Origin of the sequence: Chelatococcus caeni, assembly GCF_014196925.1 — a bacterium.
Lineage (GTDB): Bacteria > Pseudomonadota > Alphaproteobacteria > Rhizobiales > Beijerinckiaceae > Chelatococcus_A > Chelatococcus_A caeni.
The window spans coordinates 102253-121786 of sequence record NZ_JACIEN010000003.1 but is presented as its reverse complement, the minus strand read 5'-3'; the positions used below and the strand labels follow the sequence as shown (position 1 = coordinate 121786).

Sequence of the window (19534 nt, the reverse complement as noted above, 5' to 3'; positions counted from 1 at the left end):
CCGGTGGGCGACGTCGATCCGCCGGTTCCGCTAGGAGTGTAGCTCAACTGGTTAGAGCACCGGTCTCCAAAACCGGGGGTTGGGGGTTCGAGTCCCTCCACTCCTGCCAGCGGATCTTTCGAGTGGCTCTTGTCCCAGTGTCAAGAAGGCTGCTTGTGCCGGGACCGATTGACGGCGTGTGACCGCAACGGCACGCGCCGCGTTGTGATTCGAGGCGGTCGCGCGCGCTGTTGCGACGAGAGGCGGGGGCGAAGCCCGCGGACGTGAGGACGATGGCAAAGACGAACCCGTTCGAATTCCTGCAGCAGGTCCGCAACGAGGCGGCCAAGGTCACCTGGCCGACGCGCAAGGAGACCATGGTCACGACCGCCATGGTCTTTGTCATGGTGATCATTGCAGCGCTGTTCTTCCTCGCTGCCGACCAGATCATCCGCTTCGGCGTCGGCCTGATCCTCGGTGTCGGACGCTGAGGGGAGAAAGTCATGAGCTATCGCTGGTACATTGTCCACGCCTATTCCAACTTTGAGAACAAGGTGGCGCAGTCGCTGCGCGACCAGGCGCAGCAGCGTGGGCTCGAAGACAAGTTCGAGGAGATCCTCGTCCCGACCGAGAAGGTCGTCGAGGTGCGCCGCGGCCGCAAGATCGACACCGAGCGCAAGTTCTTCCCCGGCTACGTGCTGGTGAAGTGCGACCTCACGGACGAGGTCTATCACCTCATCAAGAACACGCCGAAGGTCACGGGCTTCCTCGGCGCCGACAAGTCGAAGCCGCTGCCGATCCCGGACCACGAGGCCGAGCGCATCAAGGGCCAGGTGGCCGAGGGCGTCGAGCGGCCGAAGTCGTCGCTTCACTTCGAGGTGGGCGAGCAGGTGCGCGTCGCCGACGGCCCCTTCGCCTCGTTCAGCGGCGTGGTTGAAGAGGTGGACGAGGGCCGTGCCCGGCTCAAGGTGGCGGTGTCCATCTTCGGCCGCGCGACGCCGGTCGAGCTCGAATACGGGCAGGTCGAGAAGGTCTGACCGAAGGCTCGCGTTCTGTCAGCGTCATGGCCGGGCTCGTCCCGGCCATCTGCGTTTTTGATGTTACCCGACTTTCCCGGGCATGGATGCCCGCGACAAGCGCGGGCATGACGGCTTGTGGAGCCGGGCCGCCCAGCTCTTTGCCGCCCAGCCCTTTGCTACCCAGCCCTTTGCCACCTCGCGCTTCGCCGCCTTGCCACCCTCACGGGCCGCGCGTCGCCGTTCTTTTCGTGTTATCGGGATAACACCCTCGCATCGCCTCGCGCCTGTAGCCTTCCTGCTTGCGACAGCAAGGGAGGAAACAATGGCAGGCAAGCGCATCCTGATGATCGTCGGCGATTTCGGCGAGGATTACGAGATCATGGTGCCGTTCCAGGCGCTGCTCGCCGTCGGCCACACCGTGCATGCCGTCTGCCCGGGCAAGAAGGCGGGCGAGGCGGTCGCCACGGCCATCCATGATTTCGAGGGCCAGCAGACCTATTCGGAAAAGCGCGGCCACAATTTCGCGCTCAACGCCACCTTCGCCGAGGTCGAGCCCGCGTCCTACGACGCCCTCGTCATCCCCGGCGGCCGCGCACCCGAATATCTGCGCCTCAACGACACGGTCGTGTCCTGCGTGCGGCACTTCTTCGAGGCGGGCAAGCCGGTGGCGGCCATCTGCCACGGTGCGCAGCTCCTCGCGGGGGCCGGCGTGCTGAAGGGGCGTACCTGCTCCGCCTATCCGGCCTGCAGGGCGGAGGTCGAGCTTGCGGGCGGCACCTATGCCGATATCGCCATCGACGCGGCCGTGACGGACGGCAACCTCGTCTCCGCGCCGGCCTGGCCGGCCCATCCGGCCTTCATCGCGCAGTTCCTCGCCGTGCTGGGCACCGAGATCCGCCACGGCTGAGGTGCGGAATCGGCCGCGGCCCCGCGCTGCCGTCTTGCGTTCCGCCCCGCCGGTCGCGCTAGACTGCCGGCGCCGACAGGAGGGGAGGGAAGGCCATGTGCAAGCTCTTCGTGAGCGCCGATCCGCAGCTGTGGGAGACGCGGCTGCGGTCGATCAGGCTCAACGGCTTCTCGACCAGTGTGCGCCTGGAAAATCTCTACTGGCGCGTGCTCGAGGAGATCGCCGGGCGAGACGGCATGAGCGTGGCGCAGCTGCTCGGCCGCCTCTATGAGGAATTGCTGGAGGCGCGGGGCGAAGTCGAGAACTTCGCCTCGTTTCTCAGGGTCTGCTGCGGTCGCTATCTCATGCTGCAGCTCGCGGGCGAGGTGCCGCGCGATCCGGGGCAGCCGATCGCCGGGCTCGATGCCGACGCCATCCTCACGCGCGAGGCACGTAGACTTGGCGGCGAGCCACGCCGCTTCATGCCGGCCGCCTGAAGGCGGCATCCGTCCGCTGCGCCGCGTTTCGATGGCGGGGCTGAAGCCTAGCTGCAGCTGTCCGGCGGCGTCGGGGTCTGGCTGATGCCCGCGGGTTTGGGCGGCGGCATGGCGGCACCGCGTGCGCCTGCCGAACCCATCGGCCCGGCGTGAGCCGCTTCAGCGGTCGCCAAACCTTCCCTGACGTGTTCCAGATCATCCTCGCGCGCATAGTGCAGTGTGGCGAGGAAAGCCTCGGCCGTCAGGTCCGGTGCGAGCTTCGCCATCCGGGCGTAATGGGCGGCTGCCGCGGTGTGATCCCCCAACCAGGCGTAGGTTGCGGCCACAAAAGCGTGCTGGCCGGCATCCATCTTGGACAGGTGCATGAAGGCTTCGATCGCGTCGGTGTAGTCCCGGGCGGTGAAGTGCGCCTTGCCGAGGTGGCTCCAGAAGCGCTCGGGGTGATGCGGGTTCAGCCGCATCGCCCGCCCGATCCAGTCGGCTCCTTCCTTCGGGCGGCCGAGCCAGGTCAGGAACTCGCCTTGCTGGACCACCACGAGATCGTAGTTCGGATTGAGCGCCAGGGCCCGTTCCTGGTGGTAGCGCGCCTTGTCGAGGTCGTTGCGGCTGATGTCGATGGCCGCCAGTATCCGGTGCACGTCCGCATCGTTGTCATCCAGCGTCTGAGCCGTCTCCAGCTCGCGGACGACCTCCTCGAAGGTGGCCTCCTTGTCGGCGCACCAGCCGTAGACCCAGGCCTGGCCCAGGATGCAGCCCCGCCAGGCGTGGGCATGGGCATAGTCGGGGTCTAGCTCCACCGCCCGGGTCACGAGCTTCAGCGCCTCCTCGTTTTCGGCGCGATCGCTCTTGTGGTGGCGAACCTTGGCGGCAAGCACGCACTCGTAGGCGGCGAGGCTCGCCGGCGTCTTGCGCGCGAGCAGATCCTGCTGGGCGGCTTCGACGCGACCCGGCAGCGTGGCGACGATGGCAGCGGTCAGCTCGTCCTGGATGGCAAAGACGTCGTCGAGCTTGCGGTCGTACCGCTCGGCCCAGATGTGCGTGTCGCTCGATGTGTCGATCAGCTGGGCGGTGACGCGCAGGTGCTCGCCCGCTTTGCGGACGCTGCCCTCCACCAGATATTGGGCTCCCAGCTTCTGCGCGACCTCGCGCAGGTTCACCGGCTGGCTCTTGTAGACGAAGGTGGAGTTGCGCGAGATGACGAACAGTTCGTGCCGGCGCGACAGCTCGGTGATGATGTCCTCGGTCAGGCCGTCGACGAAATATTCCTGCTCGGGATCATCGCTCATGTTGGAGAAGGGCATGACCGCGATCGACGGCTTGACGACGCTCCGGCGCGCCGGTTCCATCCCGGCCCCGAGGCTCGCCGTCCCCTCGTCGAGCATGGCGCGCCAGACCCGGACCGGGCGTGAAATATTCTTGAGCGATTTCTCGCCCAGGTCCTCGAACCTGATCTCGACCCGATCGGAAACCTGTTCGTAGACGGCCTGCGTAACGTAGATCCCGCCTACCTCGGCCAGTTGCTCGAGCCGGGCGGCAACGTTCACGCCGTCGCCATAGATGTCGTCTTCGTCGAAGATGATGTCGCCGAGATTGATGCCGATGCGGAATTCGATGCGCCGGCTTTCCGGCACGTCGGTGTTGCGGCGGCGCATGCGGAGCTGCACCTCGGCGGCGCAGCGCACGGCGTCGGCCACGCTGCGGAATTCAACCAGCATGCCGTCGCCGGTGGTCTTGATGATGCGGCCCTTGTTCTTGGCGATTGCGGGGTCGATGAGCTCGATCCGGTGTGTGCGAAGCCGCGCGAGCGTTCCCGCCTCATCGGCCTCCATGAGCCGAGAATATCCGGCCATATCGGCTGCCAGCACCGCCGCGAGCCTGTGTTCCATGCTCAACCTCTTGGGCTCAGTGCCATATTAGCACGGACACCGGGCAAGCAAAGGCGATTGCGTCCGCCCTGTCGGGGGGCGTCTGTCGCGTCCTGCGGCGTCTAGGCCCTTTTCTTTCTGGCCCGGATGGTGTAGGCGACCGCTCGTTCCCTTGCTGGAACAGCCATCCGCGGGAGGCCCGTCCGGTTCGCCAGCCGGAGCAAACGGGCCGCAACCGCGATCACCAACCATCCGCCGCCTGCGGTCTTTCGTGGCGCGGCGGACTTTGCGTTGCACGCCATGGCAGGCGGGCGACGCCGAGTGAGCATCCCATGGCGAAGAAAATCACGGGTTACGTGAAGCTTCAGGTGCCGGCGGGCGCGGCCAATCCGTCGCCGCCGATCGGCCCGGCGCTCGGCCAGCGCGGCCTCAACATTATGGAATTCTGCAAGGCCTTCAACGCGAAGACCGCGCAGATGGAGAAGGGCATGCCGATCCCGGTGGTCATCACCGTGTATCAGGACCGCTCCTTCACCTTCGACATGAAGCAGCCGCCGGTCTCCTACTTCCTGAAGAAGGCCGCCAAGCTGGACAAGGGTTCCAAGACCCCCGGCCGCGGCACCGTCGGCAAGGTCACGCGCGAGGCGCTGCGCGACATCGCCGAGAAGAAGATGGCGGACCTCAACTGCGACACCGTCGATTCCGCGGTGGCGATGATCGAAGGCTCGGCCCGTTCGATGGGCCTCGAGGTCGTGGGCTGAGGAGAGCGATCATGGCTAAGATTGCAAAGCGCGTGGCCGCAAGCCGCACCGGCGTCGACCGCATCAAGCTCTACGGGCTCGAGGAGGCCGTGAAGCTCGTCAAGGAGCGGGCTACGGCCAAGTTCGACGAGACGATCGAGGTGGCGATGAACCTCGGCGTCGATCCGCGTCACGCCGACCAGATGGTGCGCGGCGTGTGCAACCTGCCGAACGGCTCGGGCCGCACGGTGCGCGTCGCCGTGTTCGCCCGCGGCCCGAAGGCCGACGAGGCCAAGGCCGCCGGTGCCGACATCGTCGGCGCGGAGGACCTGCTCGAGCGCATCCAGGGCGGCACGATCGACTTCGACCGCTGCATCGCGACGCCGGACCTGATGCCGCTCGTCGGCCGCCTCGGCAAGGTGCTCGGCCCGCGCGGCCTGATGCCGAACCCGAAGGTCGGCACGGTGACCATGGACGTCGCCGGCGCGGTGAAGGCCGCCAAGGGCGGCGCGGTCGAGTTCCGCGTCGAGAAGGCGGGCATCGTCCACGCCGGCATCGGCAAGGCCTCGTTCGACGCGGACAAGCTCGTCGAGAACATCAAGGCCTTCGCCGACGCGGTCGCCAAGGCGAAGCCCTCGGGCGCCAAGGGCACCTACATCCAGCGCATCGCCATCTCCTCGACGATGGGCCCGGGCGTGAAGGTGGAGCCGTCGACGGTCGTCGGCGCCTGAGATTGCGGGCCGCGGTGCTTCGCCGCGGTCCGAGCCCTGCCGCGGGGCGGGTCCGTTGCGGGCCGGCCGCGCGTCGGGGTGGTGCCGGGCACGGCCCTTTCGCGCGTCTCCTTGCGGCATGCCCCTTGGCAAACCGCCTGCGAGGCGTTAAATACCGGTTCGTGTCTGGTGAGACCGGTGCGGGGGAACAGGGTTCTGCCCGTATTCATCATCGAATTCCGTCTGGGTCACCAGGCGGTGGAAGGCCGGCAGGCCAAGGGGTAACCCTTTGCCTGCGCGGCCTTATGTCCTGTCCGAGACTGCAGGTGCCGAACGGATTTTCCGGGCGGCGTAATTTCGCTCCGATGCCTGCATAGACGGGGGAAGACTGGTTCGTATTGCCGCCGGCACGTCCGGCGGCGGTGTGGTCGGTTCGAACCTACTCGCCGGTTGCGTTTCTGGCGCATCCGGTTGGACAGGGCTCACGAGCGCCGTCCGGCGATCGTGGCCTTTGGCCGGGGTCGCATTCGGGCGGCATGTGCAGCCGGCGGCGGGCGAGTGCTCGCCGTCAACCGGAGAGAGCAAGGTGGACAGAGCGGCAAAAGCTGATCTCGTCGCGACGCTCAACGATGTGTTCAAGAGCACGGGCGTTGTCGTCGTGGCCCACTATGCGGGCCTCACGGTTGCCGACATGCAGAAGCTTCGTCGCGAGATGAAGCAGGTCGGCGCCACCGTGAAGGTTGCGAAGAACCGCCTCGCGAAGATCGCTCTCGAAGGCACGGATGTCGCTTCCATCGGTCCCCTTCTCAAGGGGCCGACGTTGCTGGCCTTTTCCAGCGACCCGGTAGCGGCGCCGAAGGTCGCGGTGGATTTCGCCAAGGCGAACGACAAGTTCGTCATCCTCGGCGGGGCCATGGGCGCGACTGCCCTGAATACGGACGGTGTGAAGGCGCTTGCCTCGCTGCCGTCCCTCGACGAACTGCGCGCCAAGCTGGTCGGCCTCATCCAGGCTCCGGCCACGAAGATCGCTCAGGTCGTCAACGCGCCTGCCGCTAAGGTGGCGCGCGTTTTCGGGGCCTATGCCAAGCGAGACGAAGCGGCGTGAGGCCGCGTGAAAACCGAACCCAAATCGAACCGATCCAGGAATTGAACAATGGCTGATCTTGCGAAACTCGTCGACGAGCTGTCGAACCTCACGGTCCTCGAGGCGGCCGAGCTCGCCAAGCTGCTCGAAGAGAAGTGGGGCGTCTCCGCGGCTGCCGCCGTGGCCGTCGCCGCTGCTCCGGGCGCTGGTGGCGCCGCTGCCCCGGCCGCCGAGGAGAAGACCGAATTCGACGTCATTCTTGCCGCCGCCGGCGACAAGAAGATCGAGGTCATCAAGGAAGTGCGCGCCATCACGGGCCTCGGCCTGAAGGAGGCGAAGGACCTCGTCGAGGGCGCCCCGAAGCCGCTGAAGGAAGGCGCGCCGAAGGACGAGGCCGAGAAGATCAAGGCTGCCCTCGAGAAGGTCGGCGCCAAGGTCGAGCTCAAGTGATGTCCCGGGGCCGCGTCCTGCGGCTCCGCATCGCAGATTGCGGCGGTCCCGGGGGAGTTTTCCCCGGGGCCGTCGCGTCGTCGCTGGCAGGGCATCCGGCCTGACGGCGACGGTGGGCCGGAAGGTCCACGAGAAGCGGCGGGAACCCGCCGTCAACCGCGCGACGGCTAGCGCGGTCTACATGAAGTTCCGCCGAGGGGCGGAGCGGCTGACCCGGCGGCCAGGTGGCCGCACGACCGGACCGCCCGGTCAGCCGTGCGTGAGGAGCGAGAACCGAACATGGCCCAGACGATCACCGGCCGGAAACGCGTCCGCAAGTTCTTCGGCAAGATCCGGGAAGTGGCGGAGATGCCCAACCTCATCGAGGTTCAGAAGGCGTCCTACGACCAGTTCCTGATGGTCGACGAGCCGAAGGGCGGGCGCCCCGAGGAGGGGCTTCAGGCGGTCTTCAAGTCCGTTTTCCCGATCTCGGACTTTTCCAACACCTCCCTGCTGGAATTCGTCAAATACACGTTCGAGCCGCCGAAATATGACGTCGACGAGTGCCGCCAGCGCGGCATGACCTTTGCTGCGCCGCTCAAGGTGACGCTGCGCCTCATCGTGTTCGATGTCGACCAGGATACCGGCGCCAAGTCCGTCAAGGATATCAAGGAGCAGGACGTCTACATGGGCGACATGCCGCTCATGACGGACAACGGCACCTTCATCGTCAATGGTACCGAGCGCGTCATCGTCTCGCAGATGCACCGTTCGCCGGGCGTGTTCTTCGACCACGACAAGGGCAAGACGCATTCGAGCGGCAAGCTGCTCTTCGCCGCCCGCATCATTCCCTATCGCGGCTCGTGGCTCGACATCGAGTTCGACGCCAAGGACATCGTCTATGCGCGCATCGACCGGCGCCGGAAGATTCCGGTGACGTCGCTGCTCTATGCGCTCGGCCTCGACGGCGAGGAAATCCTCGACACGTTCTACGGCAAGGTCCCCTACGCGAAGGACAAGGACGGCTGGCGCATGCCGTTCGACGCCGGCCGCATGAAGGGCTTCAAGGCGGTCAGCGACCTCATCGACGCCGACAGCGGCGAAGTCGTCCTCGAGGCCGGCAAGAAGCTGACGGCCCGCGCCGCCCGCCTCATCGAGGAGAAGGGCGTCAAGGCCCTGCGCGCCAGCGATGAGGACCTCTACGGCCAGTACATCGCCGAGGACCTGGTCGACCCGTCGACCGGCGAGATCTACGCCGAGGCTGGCGAGGAGATCACGGCCAAGCTGCTCACGGCGCTCGTCGAGCAGGGCTTCACCGAGATCCCGGTGCTCGACATCGACCACGTCAACATCGGCCCGTACATCCGCAACACGCTCGCCGTCGACAAGAACTCCTCGCGCGAGGAGGCCCTGTTCGACATCTACCGCGTGATGCGCCCGGGCGAGCCGCCGACGCTGGAGACGGCGGAGGCGATGTTCCACTCGCTGTTCTTCGACGCCGAGCGCTACGACCTCTCCGCGGTCGGCCGCGTGAAGATGAACATGCGCCTCGACCTCGACTGCCCGGACACGGTCCGGACGCTGCGCCGCGAGGACATGCTCGCGGTGGTGAAGGCGCTCGTCGACCTGCGCGACGGCCGCGGCGAGATCGACGACATCGACCATCTCGGCAACCGCCGCGTGCGCTCGGTGGGCGAGCTCATGGAGAACCAGTACCGCCTGGGTCTCCTCAGGATGGAGCGCGCCATCAAGGAGCGCATGTCCTCGGTCGACATCGACACGGTGATGCCGCAGGACCTCATCAACGCCAAGCCGGCGGCGGCGGCGGTGCGCGAGTTCTTCGGCTCCTCGCAGCTGTCGCAGTTCATGGACCAGACCAACCCGCTGTCGGAAGTGACGCACAAGCGTCGCCTCTCGGCGCTGGGCCCGGGTGGTCTCACCCGCGAGCGCGCCGGCTTCGAGGTGCGCGACGTGCACCCGACGCACTACGGCCGCATCTGCCCGATCGAGACGCCGGAAGGCCCGAACATCGGCCTCATCAACTCGCTCGCCACCTTCGCGCGCGTCAACAAGTACGGCTTCATCGAGGCACCGTACCGCAAGGTGAAGGACGGGCGCGTCACCGAGGAGGTGGTCTACCTCTCGGCGATGGAGGAGCAGAAGTACAACGTCGCCCAGGCGAATGCGGCCATCGACGGCGAAGGCCGCCTGACGGAGGACCTCGTGGTCTGCCGCCGCGCCGGCGACGTCGTGGTCATGCCGCCGGACCGCGTCGACTACATGGACGTGTCGCCGAAGCAGCTCGTCTCGGTCGCCGCGGCGCTCATCCCGTTCCTCGAGAACGACGACGCCAACCGCGCCCTCATGGGCTCGAACATGCAGCGCCAGGCCGTGCCGCTGGTGAAGGCGGATGCGCCCTTCGTCGGCACCGGCATGGAGGCGGTCGTCGCCCGTGACTCCGGCGCCGCGATCGCGGCCCGCCGTACCGGCATCGTCGACCAGGTGGACGCGACGCGTATCGTCATCCGCGCCACGCAGGATCTCGACCCGACCAAGTCGGGCGTCGACATCTACCGGCTGCAGAAGTTCCAGCGCTCCAACCAGTCGACCTGCATCAACCAGCGTCCGCTGGTGAAGGTGGGCGACATGGTCAAGCGGGGCGACATCATCGCCGACGGTCCCTCGACCGATCTCGGCGAGCTGGCGCTCGGCCGCAACGTGCTCGTCGCGTTCATGCCGTGGAACGGCTACAACTTCGAGGACTCCATCCTCCTCTCCGAGCGCATCGTGAAGGACGACGTGTTCACGTCGATCCACATCGAGGAGTTCGAGGTCAGCGCCCGTGACACCAAGCTCGGGCCGGAGGAGATCACGCGCGACATTCCGAACGTGTCGGAAGAGGCGCTGAAGAACCTCGACGAGGCCGGCATCGTCTATATCGGCGCCGAGGTCCACGCCGGCGACATCCTCGTCGGCAAGATCACGCCGAAGGGCGAGAGCCCGATGACGCCGGAGGAGAAGCTCCTGCGCGCCATCTTCGGCGAGAAGGCCTCGGACGTGCGCGACACCTCGCTGCGCGTGCCGCCGGGCGTCACCGGCACCATCGTCGAGGTGCGCGTCTTCAACCGCCACGGTGTCGACAAGGACGAGCGCGCCCAGGCCATCGAGCGCGAGGAGATCGAGCGCCTGGCCAAGGACCGCGACGACGAGCAGGCGATCCTCGACCGCAACGTCTACGCCCGCCTCGCCGAGGTGTTGACGGGCCAGACGGCGATCGCGGGTCCCAAGGGCTTCAAGCGCGACGCCGAGCTGACCCGCGAGGCGCTCAACGAATATCCGCGTTCGCAGTGGTGGCAGTTCGCCGTCGCCGACGACGCGGTGATGAGCGAGCTCGAGGCGATGCGCAAGCAGTACGACGAGTCGAAGAAGCGCCTCGAGCAGCGCTTCCTCGACAAGGTCGAGAAGCTGCAGCGCGGCGACGAGCTGCCGCCCGGCGTCATGAAGCAGGTCAAGGTCTTCATCGCGGTCAAGCGCAAGATCCAGCCGGGCGACAAGATGGCCGGCCGGCACGGCAACAAGGGTGTCGTGTCGAAGATCGTGCCCATCGAGGACATGCCGTTCCTCGACGACGGCACGCATGTCGACATCGTCCTCAATCCGCTCGGCGTGCCGAGCCGCATGAACGTCGGCCAGATCCTGGAGACGCACCTCGGCTGGGCCTGCGCGGGTCTCGGCCGGCAGGTGGGCGAGGCCTACGACGCCTACATGAAGACGCAGAGCATCGAACAGCTGCGTCAGAAGCTCGGCGAGGTCTACGGCGACAACGGCGAAGTGGCGTCGATGTCGGGCGACGAGCTCGTCGAGATGAGCGCCAACCTCAGGCGCGGCGTGCCGATCGCGACGCCGGTCTTCGACGGCGCCAAGGAGGCCGACATCGAGCAGATGCTGGAGCAGGCGGGTCTTCACCGCTCGGCCCAGTCGACGCTGTTCGACGGCCGCACGGGCGAGGCGTTCGACCGCAAGGTGACCGTGGGCTACATCTACATGCTGAAGCTCCACCACCTCGTCGACGACAAGATCCACGCCCGCTCGATCGGCCCCTATTCGCTCGTCACGCAGCAGCCGCTGGGCGGCAAGGCCCAGTTCGGCGGCCAGCGTTTCGGCGAGATGGAGGTCTGGGCGCTCGAGGCCTACGGCGCGGCCTACACGCTGCAGGAGATGCTGACGGTCAAGTCGGACGACGTCGCCGGCCGCACCAAGGTCTACGAGGCCATCGTGCGCGGGGACGACACCTTCGAGGCCGGCATCCCGGAGAGCTTCAACGTGCTCGTCAAGGAGATGCGCTCGCTCGGCCTCAACGTCGAGCTCATCTCGACGAAGAAGCCGTCCGCGGAGCTGCCGCCGTCGGAGGCTGCGGAGTGACCGGCGCCTCTGGCGCCGCGTTGCCCGCGCGAGGGTGAGGGACAAGGGGCCGCGGACGGCATGAGCCCGCGGCCCATCGTAACAAGCGTCGATGTCGGGGGACGCCCCGATGTCCGCATGAAATGCCGGCGGAGACGGGTCGCCCAGGCGGCGCCTCCGCAACCGAGGAGACGGCGATGAATCAAGAGGTCATGAATCTCTTCAATACCCAGGCTCCGGCGCAGACCTTCGATCAGATCAAGATCTCGCTCGCCAGCCCGGAGAAGATTCTGTCCTGGTCCTACGGCGAGATCAAGAAGCCGGAGACGATCAACTACCGCACGTTCAAGCCCGAGCGTGACGGCCTGTTCTGCGCGCGGATCTTCGGCCCGATCAAGGACTACGAGTGCTTGTGCGGCAAGTACAAGCGCATGAAGTACAAGGGCGTCATCTGCGAGAAGTGCGGCGTCGAGGTGACGCTGGCGCGCGTCCGGCGCGAGCGCATGGGCCATATCGAGCTCGCGGCGCCCGTCGCGCACATCTGGTTCCTGAAGTCGCTGCCGTCGCGCATCGGCCTGCTGCTCGACATGACGCTCAAGGATCTCGAGCGGATCCTCTATTTCGAGTACTATGTCGTCATCGAGCCGGGCATCACCCCTCTCAAGGAGCGTCAGCTCCTGTCGGAGGAGGAGTGCCTGCGCGCGCAGGACGAGTACGGCGAGGACAGCTTCACGGCGATGATCGGCGCCGAGGCGATCCGGGAGATCCTCCGGAGCCTCGACCTCGAGAAGATCGCGGCGGACCTGCGCCAGGAGATCGCCACGACGACCTCCGAGCTGAAGCCGAAGAAGCTGATGAAGCGCCTCAAGATCATCGAGGCCTTCATCCAGTCCGGCAACAAGCCCGAGTGGATGATCCTGACGGTCGTGCCGGTGATCCCGCCGGACCTGCGCCCGCTCGTCCCGCTCGACGGCGGCCGCTTCGCGACGTCGGATCTCAACGACCTCTACCGCCGCGTCATCAACCGCAACAACCGCCTGAAGCGGCTGATCGAGCTCCGGGCGCCCGACATCATCATCCGCAACGAGAAGCGGATGCTGCAGGAGGCCGTCGACGCGCTGTTCGACAACGGCCGGCGCGGCCGCGTCATCACGGGTGCCAACAAGCGCCCGCTGAAGTCGCTCGCCGACATGCTGAAGGGCAAGCAGGGCCGCTTCCGCCAGAACCTGCTCGGCAAGCGCGTCGACTATTCCGGCCGCTCGGTGATCGTCGTCGGTCCGGAGCTCAAGCTGCACCAGTGCGGCCTGCCGAAGAAGATGGCGCTCGAACTGTTCAAGCCGTTCATCTATGCGCGGCTCGACGCCAAGGGCCTCTCGGCCACGGTGAAGCAGGCGAAGAAGCTCGTCGAGAAGGAGAAGCCCGAGGTCTGGGACATCCTCGACGAGGTGATCCGCGAGCATCCCGTGATGCTCAACCGCGCGCCGACGCTGCACCGCCTCGGCATCCAGGCCTTCGAGCCGACCCTCATCGAGGGCAAGGCCATCCAGCTGCATCCGCTCGTCTGCGCGGCGTTCAACGCCGACTTCGACGGTGACCAGATGGCGGTGCACGTGCCTCTCTCGCTGGAAGCCCAGCTCGAGGCGCGCGTGCTGATGATGTCGACGAACAACATCCTGCACCCGGCCAACGGTCAGCCGATCATCGTGCCGTCGCAGGACATCGTTCTCGGCCTCTACTACCTCTCGATCCTGGCCGAGGGCGAGCCGGGCGAGGGCAAGGTGTTCGCCGACATGGGCGAGCTCGAGCACGCGCTCGCGGCCAAGGTCGTCACCCTGCACTCGAAGATCAAGTACCGCTGGACGGGCGTGGCCGAGGACGGCTCCACCTATTCCAAGGTCTACGAGACGACGCCGGGCCGCGTGATCCTGTCGCGCGTCCTGCCCAGGCACCCCGCCGTTCCCTTCGACGTCGTGAACAAGCTCATGACGAAGAAGGAGATCTCGAACATGATCGACACCGTCTACCGCAACTGCGGGCAGAAGGAATCGGTCATCTTCTGCGATCGCATCATGGGCCTCGGCTTCTACCACGCGTTCAAGGCCGGCATCTCGTTCGGCAAGGACGACATGGTGGTGCCCGAGAACAAGTGGTCGATCGTCGACGAGACGCGCGCGCTCGTGAAGGACTACGAGCAGCAGTATCAGGACGGTCTCATCACCCAGGGCGAGAAGTACAACAAGGTGGTCGACGCCTGGGCCAAGTGCTCGGATCGCCTCGCCGGCGAGATGATGGCGCGCATCTCGGCCGTGCAGAAGGACGAGAGCGGCCGCGACAAGCCGGTGAACTCCATCTACATGATGGCCCACTCCGGCGCCCGCGGCTCGCCGGCGCAGATGAAGCAGCTCGCGGCCATGCGCGGCCTGATGGCCAAGCCCTCCGGCGAGATCATCGAGAGCCCGATCATCTCGAACTTCAAGGAAGGCCTCGACGTGCTCGAGTACTTCAACTCGACGCACGGCGCCCGCAAGGGCCTTGCCGACACGGCGCTCAAGACGGCGAACTCGGGTTATCTCACTCGCCGTCTCGTCGACGTGGCGCAGGATGCGGTCATCCGCGAGCCGGACTGCGGCACCGACAAGGGCATCCGCATGCGGGCCATCGTCGATGCCGGCCAGATCGTCGCTTCGCTCGCCTCGCGCATCCTCGGCCGCACGGCGGCGGAGGATCTCGTGGACACGGACGGCAAGGTCATCGTGCCGGCCGGCACCATGATCGAGGAATGGCACATCGAGCCGATCACCGCCGCCGGCATCCAGGAGGTGAAGATCCGCTCGGTGCTGACCTGCGAGGCCAAGAACGGCGTCTGCGCCACCTGCTACGGGCGTGACCTCGCGCGCGGCACGCCGGTGAACTACGGCGAGGCCGTCGGCGTCATCGCGGCGCAGTCGATCGGCGAGCCGGGCACGCAGCTCACGATGCGCACGTTCCACATCGGCGGCGCCGCGCAGATCGCCGACCAGTCCTTCGTCGAGTCCAACTTCGAGGGCACGGTCAAGATCCGCAACCGCAACGTGGCGCGCAACTCGGACGGCGACCTCATCGCCATGGGCCGCAACCTCGCCGTGCTCATCGTCGGGCCGGACGGGCAGGAGCGGGCGGTGCACCGCATCCAGTACGGCGCGCGCCTCAAGGTCGACGAGGGCGACACCATCAAGCGCGGCCAGCGCATCGCCGAGTGGGATCCCTACACCCGGCCGATCCTGACCGAGGTCGATGGTGTGGTCGGCTTCGAGGACCTCGTCGAGGGCGCCTCGATGTCGGAGCAGATCGACGAGTCGACCGGCATCGCCAAGCGCGTCGTCATCGACTGGCGCGGCTCGGCCCGCACGTCGGACCTCCGGCCCGCCATCGTCATCCACGACGAGAACGGCAAGATCGCCAAGCTCGCCCGTGGCGGCGAGGCCCGTTCGCTGCTCGCGGTCGAGGCCATCATCGGCGTCGACCCGGGGGCGAAGGTCAAGGCCGGCGACGTGCTCGCCCGTATCCCGATGGAGAGCGCCAAGACGCGCGACATCACCGGCGGTCTGCCGCGGGTGGCGGAGCTGTTCGAGGCGCGCCGGCCGAAGGATGCGGCGATCATCGCCGAGAAGTCCGGCACGATCCAGTTCGGGCGCGACTACAAGAACAAGCGCCGCCTGACGCTGATCCCGCATGACGGCTCGGATTCGGTCGAGTACCTCATCCCGAAGGGCAAGCACATCCACCTTCAGGATGGCGACGTGGTGGAGGTCGGCGACTTCATCGTCGACGGCAACCCGGCGCCGCACGACATCCTCGCCATCAAGGGCGTCGAGGAACTGGCCGCCTATCTCGTCAACGAGATCCAGGAGGTGTACCGCCTGCAGGGCGTGAACATCAACGACAAGCACATCGAGGTGATCGTTCGCCAGATGCTGCAGAAGGTCGAGATCCAGGAGGCGGGCGACAGCGAGTTCCTGCAGGGCGAGCAGGTCGACCGGCTGGAGATGGAGGAGGCGAACGAGACGCTCGTCGCCGAAGGCAAGAAGCCGGCTTCTGGCACGCCGGTCCTGCTCGGCATCACCAAGGCGAGCCTGCAGACCCGCTCGTTCATCTCCGCCGCCTCCTTCCAGGAGACGACGCGCGTCCTCACGGAGGCCGCCGTCAACGGCAAGACGGACACGCTCGAGGGTCTCAAGGAGAACGTCATCGTCGGCTCGCTCATCCCGGCCGGCACCGGGGCGGTGGCCGCCCGCCTGCGCGAGATCGCGCAGCGTCGCGACGAGCTGATCCTGGCGCAGAAGGCGAACGAATCCGGCCAGGCCGCCGCGGCGGCCGTGGGCGGGGAGTTGCCGCCGGCTGCGGCCGAGTAAGGCGCTTCGCCAACGACAAGGAAAGGGCCGCCCCGCCGGGCGGCCCTTTCGCTTTTTCGGATATGTCGCGGATGCCCGCCTCCGGTTCCCGAATGTTGCCGGGGGAGGGCGCCGCCTTGGCAGATCGTGCGAGGCAGCCGCAGCGGGCGCTCGCCAGCCGGAAATCGAAGGCTGCAAACGAGAAAGACATTGACGAAGGGCGACTCAAAGGTTAAAACCCGCCCACTTCCGGCAGGCCGTAGGTCTCTCTGTCGGGGCAACAGCCCTGACCTTTAGGTCCTAAACGCTGTCGAATTCAGCACCGACTGGCAGCAAGTCAGGCTTGTAGAGTCAGATCAGGAGCATGACCGCGGCCCGCCGTGGTCCTCTGCGGGCTAACGCGCCGGAGGCATTCCGCCGAAGGCGCGGATTTGTTTTGCTTGCGGCCGAGCGTTCGCGCTTGCCGCATCAACGGGAAGGTCGCACGGCTTCTTTCGGTGCTGTGCGGTTGGAGCAGTCTAGGCAAGCGGCCGGAAGGCCGAAGCGAAGAGAGCGAAGCATGCCGACGATCAGCCAGCTGATCCGCAAGCCGCGGACGGCGCAGAAGAGCCGGAACAAGGTTCCTGCACTCGAGGCCTGCCCGCAGAAGCGGGGTGTGTGCACGCGCGTCTACACGACGACGCCGAAGAAGCCGAACTCGGCTCTGCGTAAGGTTGCCAAGGTGCGCCTGACGAACGGTTTCGAGGTCATCGGCTACATCCCGGGCGAGGGTCACAACCTCCAGGAGCACTCCGTGGTCATGATCCGCGGCGGCCGCGTCAAGGATCTTCCGGGTGTGCGCTACCACGTTCTGCGCGGTGTCCTCGACACCCAGGGCGTCAAGAACCGTAAGCAGCGCCGTTCGAAGTACGGTGCCAAGCGTCCGAAGTAATTCGGGCGCTTTCCGAAATTTCAAGGCGGAGCGGAGCATATGTCCCGTCGTCACAGTGCCGAGAAGCGCGAGATCATCCCGGACGCCAAGTTCGGTGACGTGGTCCTCACGAAGTTCATGAACTCCGTGATGCGCGATGGCAAGAAATCGGCTGCCGAGGCCATCGTCTACGGCGCGTTCGACATCATCGAGCAGAAGATGAAGGCTGATCCTCTCGAGGTCTTCCGTCAGGCGCTCGACAACGTGTCGCCGGCCATCGAGGTGCGGTCCCGCCGCGTCGGCGGCGCCACCTACCAGGTGCCCGTCGAGGTGCGTTCGGAGCGCCGTCAGGCGCTCGCCATCCGCTGGCTGATCCAGGCCGCGCGTTCGCGCAACGACCGCACCATGGTCGACCGCCTGTCGGCCGAACTCATCGATGCCGCGAACAACCGCGGCAGCGCAGTGAAGAAGCGCGAAGACACGCACCGCATGGCGGAAGCGAACCGCGCCTTCTCGCACTACCGCTGGTAATCGGCGCAAGATCGGACGGAGCTCGTACAATGCCCCGCAGTCATGCCATCGAGAACTACCGCAATTTCGGCATCATGGCCCACATCGATGCCGGAAAGACGACGACGACCGAGCGGATTCTCTACTACACCGGCAAGAGCCACAAGATCGGCGAAGTCCATGACGGCGCAGCCACCATGGACTGGATGACGCAGGAGCAGGAGCGCGGCATCACCATCACGTCGGCCGCGACGACCTGCTTCTGGCGCGAGAACCGTCTGAACATCATCGACACGCCCGGCCACGTCGACTTCACCATCGAGGTGGAGCGTTCGCTGCGCGTGCTCGACGGCGCTGTGTGCGTGCTCGACGGCAGCCAGGGCGTGGAGCCGCAGACCGAGACGGTGTGGCGCCAGGCCGACAAGTACGACGTGCCGCGCATCGTGTTCGTCAACAAGATGGACAAGGTGGGCGCCGACCTCTACCGCTGCGTCGATTCCATCATCGACCGCGTCGCCGGCAAGCCGGTCTGCCTGCAGCTGCCGATCGGCTCCGAGGGCGGCTTCAAGGGCGTCGTCGACCTCGTCGCCATGAAGGCTCTCGTCTGGGAAGACGACGTCCTCGGCGCGAAGTTCAACGTCACCGACATCCCGGCCGATCTCGCCGACAAGGCTGCCGAGTACCGCACCAAGCTGGTCGAGGCCGCCGTCGAGCTCGACGACGACGCCATGGGCGCCTATCTCGAGGGGCAGGAGCCGGACGAGGCCACCCTGCGCAAGCTGATCCGCATGGCGGTGCAGCAGCGCGCCTTCCACCCGGTGCTGTGCGGCACGGCCTTCAAGAACAAGGGCGTGCAGCCCCTGCTCGACGCGGTCGTCGACTACCTGCCGTCGCCGCTCGACCGCGGCGCGATCAAGGGCATCGACGTCAACACGGAAGAGCCGATCGAGCGCAAGCCGTCGGACGACGAGCCGTTCTCCATGCTCGCCTTCAAGATCATGGACGACCCCTTCGTCGGCACCATCACCTTCTGCCGCGTCTATTCGGGCAAGGTGGAATCGGGCTCCTCGATCGTCAACTCGACGCGCGAGAAGAAGGAGCGCGTCGGCCGCATGCTCCTGATGCACGCGAACAACCGCGAGGACATCAAGGAAGCCTATGCCGGTGACATCGTGGCGCTCGCGGGCCTCAAGGAAGTCCGCACCGGCGACACGCTGTGCGACCCGCTGAAGCCCGTCATCCTCGAGAAGATGGAATTCCCGGCGCCGGTCATCGAGATCGCCATCGAGCCGAAGTCGAAGGCTGATCAGGAGAAGCTCGGCATCGCGCTGTCCAAGCTCGCCGCCGAGGACCCGTCCTTCCAGGTGTCGACGGACCAGGAGTCCGGCCAGACCATCCTCAAGGGCATGGGCGAGCTCCACCTCGACATCAAGGTCGACATCCTGCGCCGCACCTACAAGGTCGACGCCAATGTCGGCGCGCCGCAGGTGGCCTATCGCGAGCGCATCTCCAAGCGCGTCGAGGTGGACTACACGCACAAGAAGCAGACCGGCGGTTCGGGCCAGTTCGCGCGCGTCAAGATCGTCGCCGAGCCGACCGAGGCGGGCACGGGCTACGCGTTCGAGTCCAAGATCATCGGCGGCGTGGTGCCGAAGGAGTACATCCCGGGTGTCGAGAAGGGCCTCGAGTCCGTCCTCGGCGCGGGCGTGCTCGCCGGCTTCCCGGTCGTCGACCTCAAGGTCGAGCTGATCGACGGCGCCTACCACGAGGTCGACTCCTCGGCGCTCGCCTTCGAGATCGCGGCCCGCGCCGCGCTGCGCGAGGCGCTGCAGAAGGGCGGTGCCGTCCTCCTCGAGCCGATCATGAAGGTCGAGGTGGTGACGCCGGAGGACTACACCGGTTCGGTCATCGGCGACCTCAACTCCCGCCGTGGCCAGATCCAGGGCCAGGACATGCGCGGCAACGCCGTTGTCGTGAATGCCATGGTGCCGCTGGCCAACATGTTCGGTTACGTGAACACGCTGCGCTCGATGAGCCAGGGTCGCGCGACCTACACGATGCAGTTCGACCACTACGAGCAAGTGCCGCAAGCGGTCGCCGCCGAGGTTCAGGCCAAGTACGCCTGAACCTGAAA

General features: G+C 66.5%; 14 protein-coding genes and 1 tRNA gene. 14 read left to right on the top strand and 1 reads right to left on the bottom strand.

Features of this window, described 5'->3' with window-relative positions:
• Positions 1–32: 32 nt before the first annotated feature.
• From GGR16_RS13445 to GGR16_RS13425, 5 genes are all read left to right on the top strand, one after another.
• Positions 33–109: transfer RNA gene (locus tag GGR16_RS13445), tRNA-Trp, on the top strand.
• Positions 110–272: 163 nt separating this feature from the next.
• Positions 273–470, top strand: coding sequence for a preprotein translocase subunit SecE (gene secE / locus GGR16_RS13440; protein WP_019400034.1), 198 nt, complete (start codon positions 273–275; stop codon positions 468–470).
• Positions 471–482: 12 nt separating this feature from the next.
• Positions 483–1016 carry a transcription termination/antitermination protein NusG gene (gene nusG, locus GGR16_RS13435; protein ID WP_019400033.1) on the top strand — a complete coding sequence of 178 codons (534 nt, stop codon included), beginning with the start codon at positions 483–485 and terminating at the stop codon, positions 1014–1016.
• Between the two features lie 304 nt (positions 1017–1320).
• On the top strand, positions 1321–1905 hold the full coding sequence (locus tag GGR16_RS13430; protein WP_019400032.1) for a DJ-1/PfpI family protein: 585 nt from the start codon (positions 1321–1323) through the stop codon (positions 1903–1905).
• 95 nt (positions 1906–2000) lie between these two features.
• Positions 2001–2381: a ribbon-helix-helix domain-containing protein gene (locus GGR16_RS13425; RefSeq protein ID WP_019400031.1), complete on the top strand. Its 381-nt coding sequence runs from the start codon at positions 2001–2003 to the stop codon at positions 2379–2381.
• Positions 2382–2428: 47 nt separating this feature from the next.
• Here the strand turns inward: GGR16_RS13425 and GGR16_RS13420 are convergent, their stop codons facing one another.
• The gene (locus tag GGR16_RS13420; RefSeq protein WP_183316948.1) at positions 2429–4267 is read right to left on the bottom strand and encodes an adenylate/guanylate cyclase domain-containing protein; all 1839 of its coding nucleotides are present in this window, start codon (positions 4265–4267) and stop codon (positions 2429–2431) included.
• Positions 4268–4578: 311 nt separating this feature from the next.
• Here GGR16_RS13420 and rplK point away from each other — a divergent pair, with 311 nt between their 5' ends.
• From rplK to fusA, 9 genes are all read left to right on the top strand, one after another.
• Complete coding sequence (gene rplK / locus GGR16_RS13415) at positions 4579–5007, top strand: 50S ribosomal protein L11 (protein ID WP_019400029.1); 429 nt, start codon at positions 4579–4581, stop codon at positions 5005–5007.
• Positions 5008–5018: 11 nt separating this feature from the next.
• Positions 5019–5717 (top strand): 50S ribosomal protein L1, encoded by a 699-nt coding sequence (rplA, locus tag GGR16_RS13410; protein WP_183316947.1) that lies wholly within the window; start codon positions 5019–5021, stop codon positions 5715–5717.
• A gap of 565 nt (positions 5718–6282) precedes the next feature.
• Positions 6283–6801 carry a 50S ribosomal protein L10 gene (rplJ, locus tag GGR16_RS13405; protein ID WP_026014754.1) on the top strand — a complete coding sequence of 173 codons (519 nt, stop codon included), beginning with the start codon at positions 6283–6285 and terminating at the stop codon, positions 6799–6801.
• A 48-nt stretch (positions 6802–6849) separates the two neighbouring features.
• Positions 6850–7230 carry a 50S ribosomal protein L7/L12 gene (gene rplL / locus GGR16_RS13400; protein ID WP_019400026.1) on the top strand — a complete coding sequence of 127 codons (381 nt, stop codon included), beginning with the start codon at positions 6850–6852 and terminating at the stop codon, positions 7228–7230.
• A gap of 279 nt (positions 7231–7509) precedes the next feature.
• Positions 7510–11631: a DNA-directed RNA polymerase subunit beta gene (rpoB, locus tag GGR16_RS13395; RefSeq protein WP_019400025.1), complete on the top strand. Its 4122-nt coding sequence runs from the start codon at positions 7510–7512 to the stop codon at positions 11629–11631.
• Positions 11632–11807: 176 nt separating this feature from the next.
• On the top strand, positions 11808–16001 hold the full coding sequence (gene rpoC, locus GGR16_RS13390; protein ID WP_183316946.1) for a DNA-directed RNA polymerase subunit beta': 4194 nt from the start codon (positions 11808–11810) through the stop codon (positions 15999–16001).
• Between the two features lie 538 nt (positions 16002–16539).
• Complete coding sequence (gene rpsL / locus GGR16_RS13385; RefSeq protein ID WP_019400023.1) at positions 16540–16911, top strand: 30S ribosomal protein S12; 372 nt, start codon at positions 16540–16542, stop codon at positions 16909–16911.
• Positions 16912–16950: 39 nt separating this feature from the next.
• Positions 16951–17421 (top strand): 30S ribosomal protein S7, encoded by a 471-nt coding sequence (rpsG, locus tag GGR16_RS13380; RefSeq protein ID WP_019400022.1) that lies wholly within the window; start codon positions 16951–16953, stop codon positions 17419–17421.
• Between the two features lie 29 nt (positions 17422–17450).
• The gene (gene fusA, locus GGR16_RS13375; protein WP_019400021.1) at positions 17451–19526 is read left to right on the top strand and encodes an elongation factor G; all 2076 of its coding nucleotides are present in this window, start codon (positions 17451–17453) and stop codon (positions 19524–19526) included.
• Positions 19527–19534: the final 8 nt, after the last annotated feature.

Coding starts and splice junctions, on each gene's coding strand:
- secE (WP_019400034.1), top strand. CDS start 273: ATGGCAAAGACGAACCCGTTCGAATTCCTGCAGCAGGTCCGCAACGAG.
- nusG (WP_019400033.1), top strand. CDS start 483: ATGAGCTATCGCTGGTACATTGTCCACGCCTATTCCAACTTTGAGAAC.
- GGR16_RS13430 (WP_019400032.1), top strand. CDS start 1,321: ATGGCAGGCAAGCGCATCCTGATGATCGTCGGCGATTTCGGCGAGGAT.
- GGR16_RS13425 (WP_019400031.1), top strand. CDS start 2,001: ATGTGCAAGCTCTTCGTGAGCGCCGATCCGCAGCTGTGGGAGACGCGG.
- GGR16_RS13420 (WP_183316948.1), bottom strand. CDS start 4,267: ATGGAACACAGGCTCGCGGCGGTGCTGGCAGCCGATATGGCCGGATAT.
- rplK (WP_019400029.1), top strand. CDS start 4,579: ATGGCGAAGAAAATCACGGGTTACGTGAAGCTTCAGGTGCCGGCGGGC.
- rplA (WP_183316947.1), top strand. CDS start 5,019: ATGGCTAAGATTGCAAAGCGCGTGGCCGCAAGCCGCACCGGCGTCGAC.
- rplL (WP_019400026.1), top strand. CDS start 6,850: ATGGCTGATCTTGCGAAACTCGTCGACGAGCTGTCGAACCTCACGGTC.
- rpoB (WP_019400025.1), top strand. CDS start 7,510: ATGGCCCAGACGATCACCGGCCGGAAACGCGTCCGCAAGTTCTTCGGC.
- rpoC (WP_183316946.1), top strand. CDS start 11,808: ATGAATCAAGAGGTCATGAATCTCTTCAATACCCAGGCTCCGGCGCAG.
- rpsL (WP_019400023.1), top strand. CDS start 16,540: ATGCCGACGATCAGCCAGCTGATCCGCAAGCCGCGGACGGCGCAGAAG.
- rpsG (WP_019400022.1), top strand. CDS start 16,951: ATGTCCCGTCGTCACAGTGCCGAGAAGCGCGAGATCATCCCGGACGCC.
- fusA (WP_019400021.1), top strand. CDS start 17,451: ATGCCCCGCAGTCATGCCATCGAGAACTACCGCAATTTCGGCATCATG.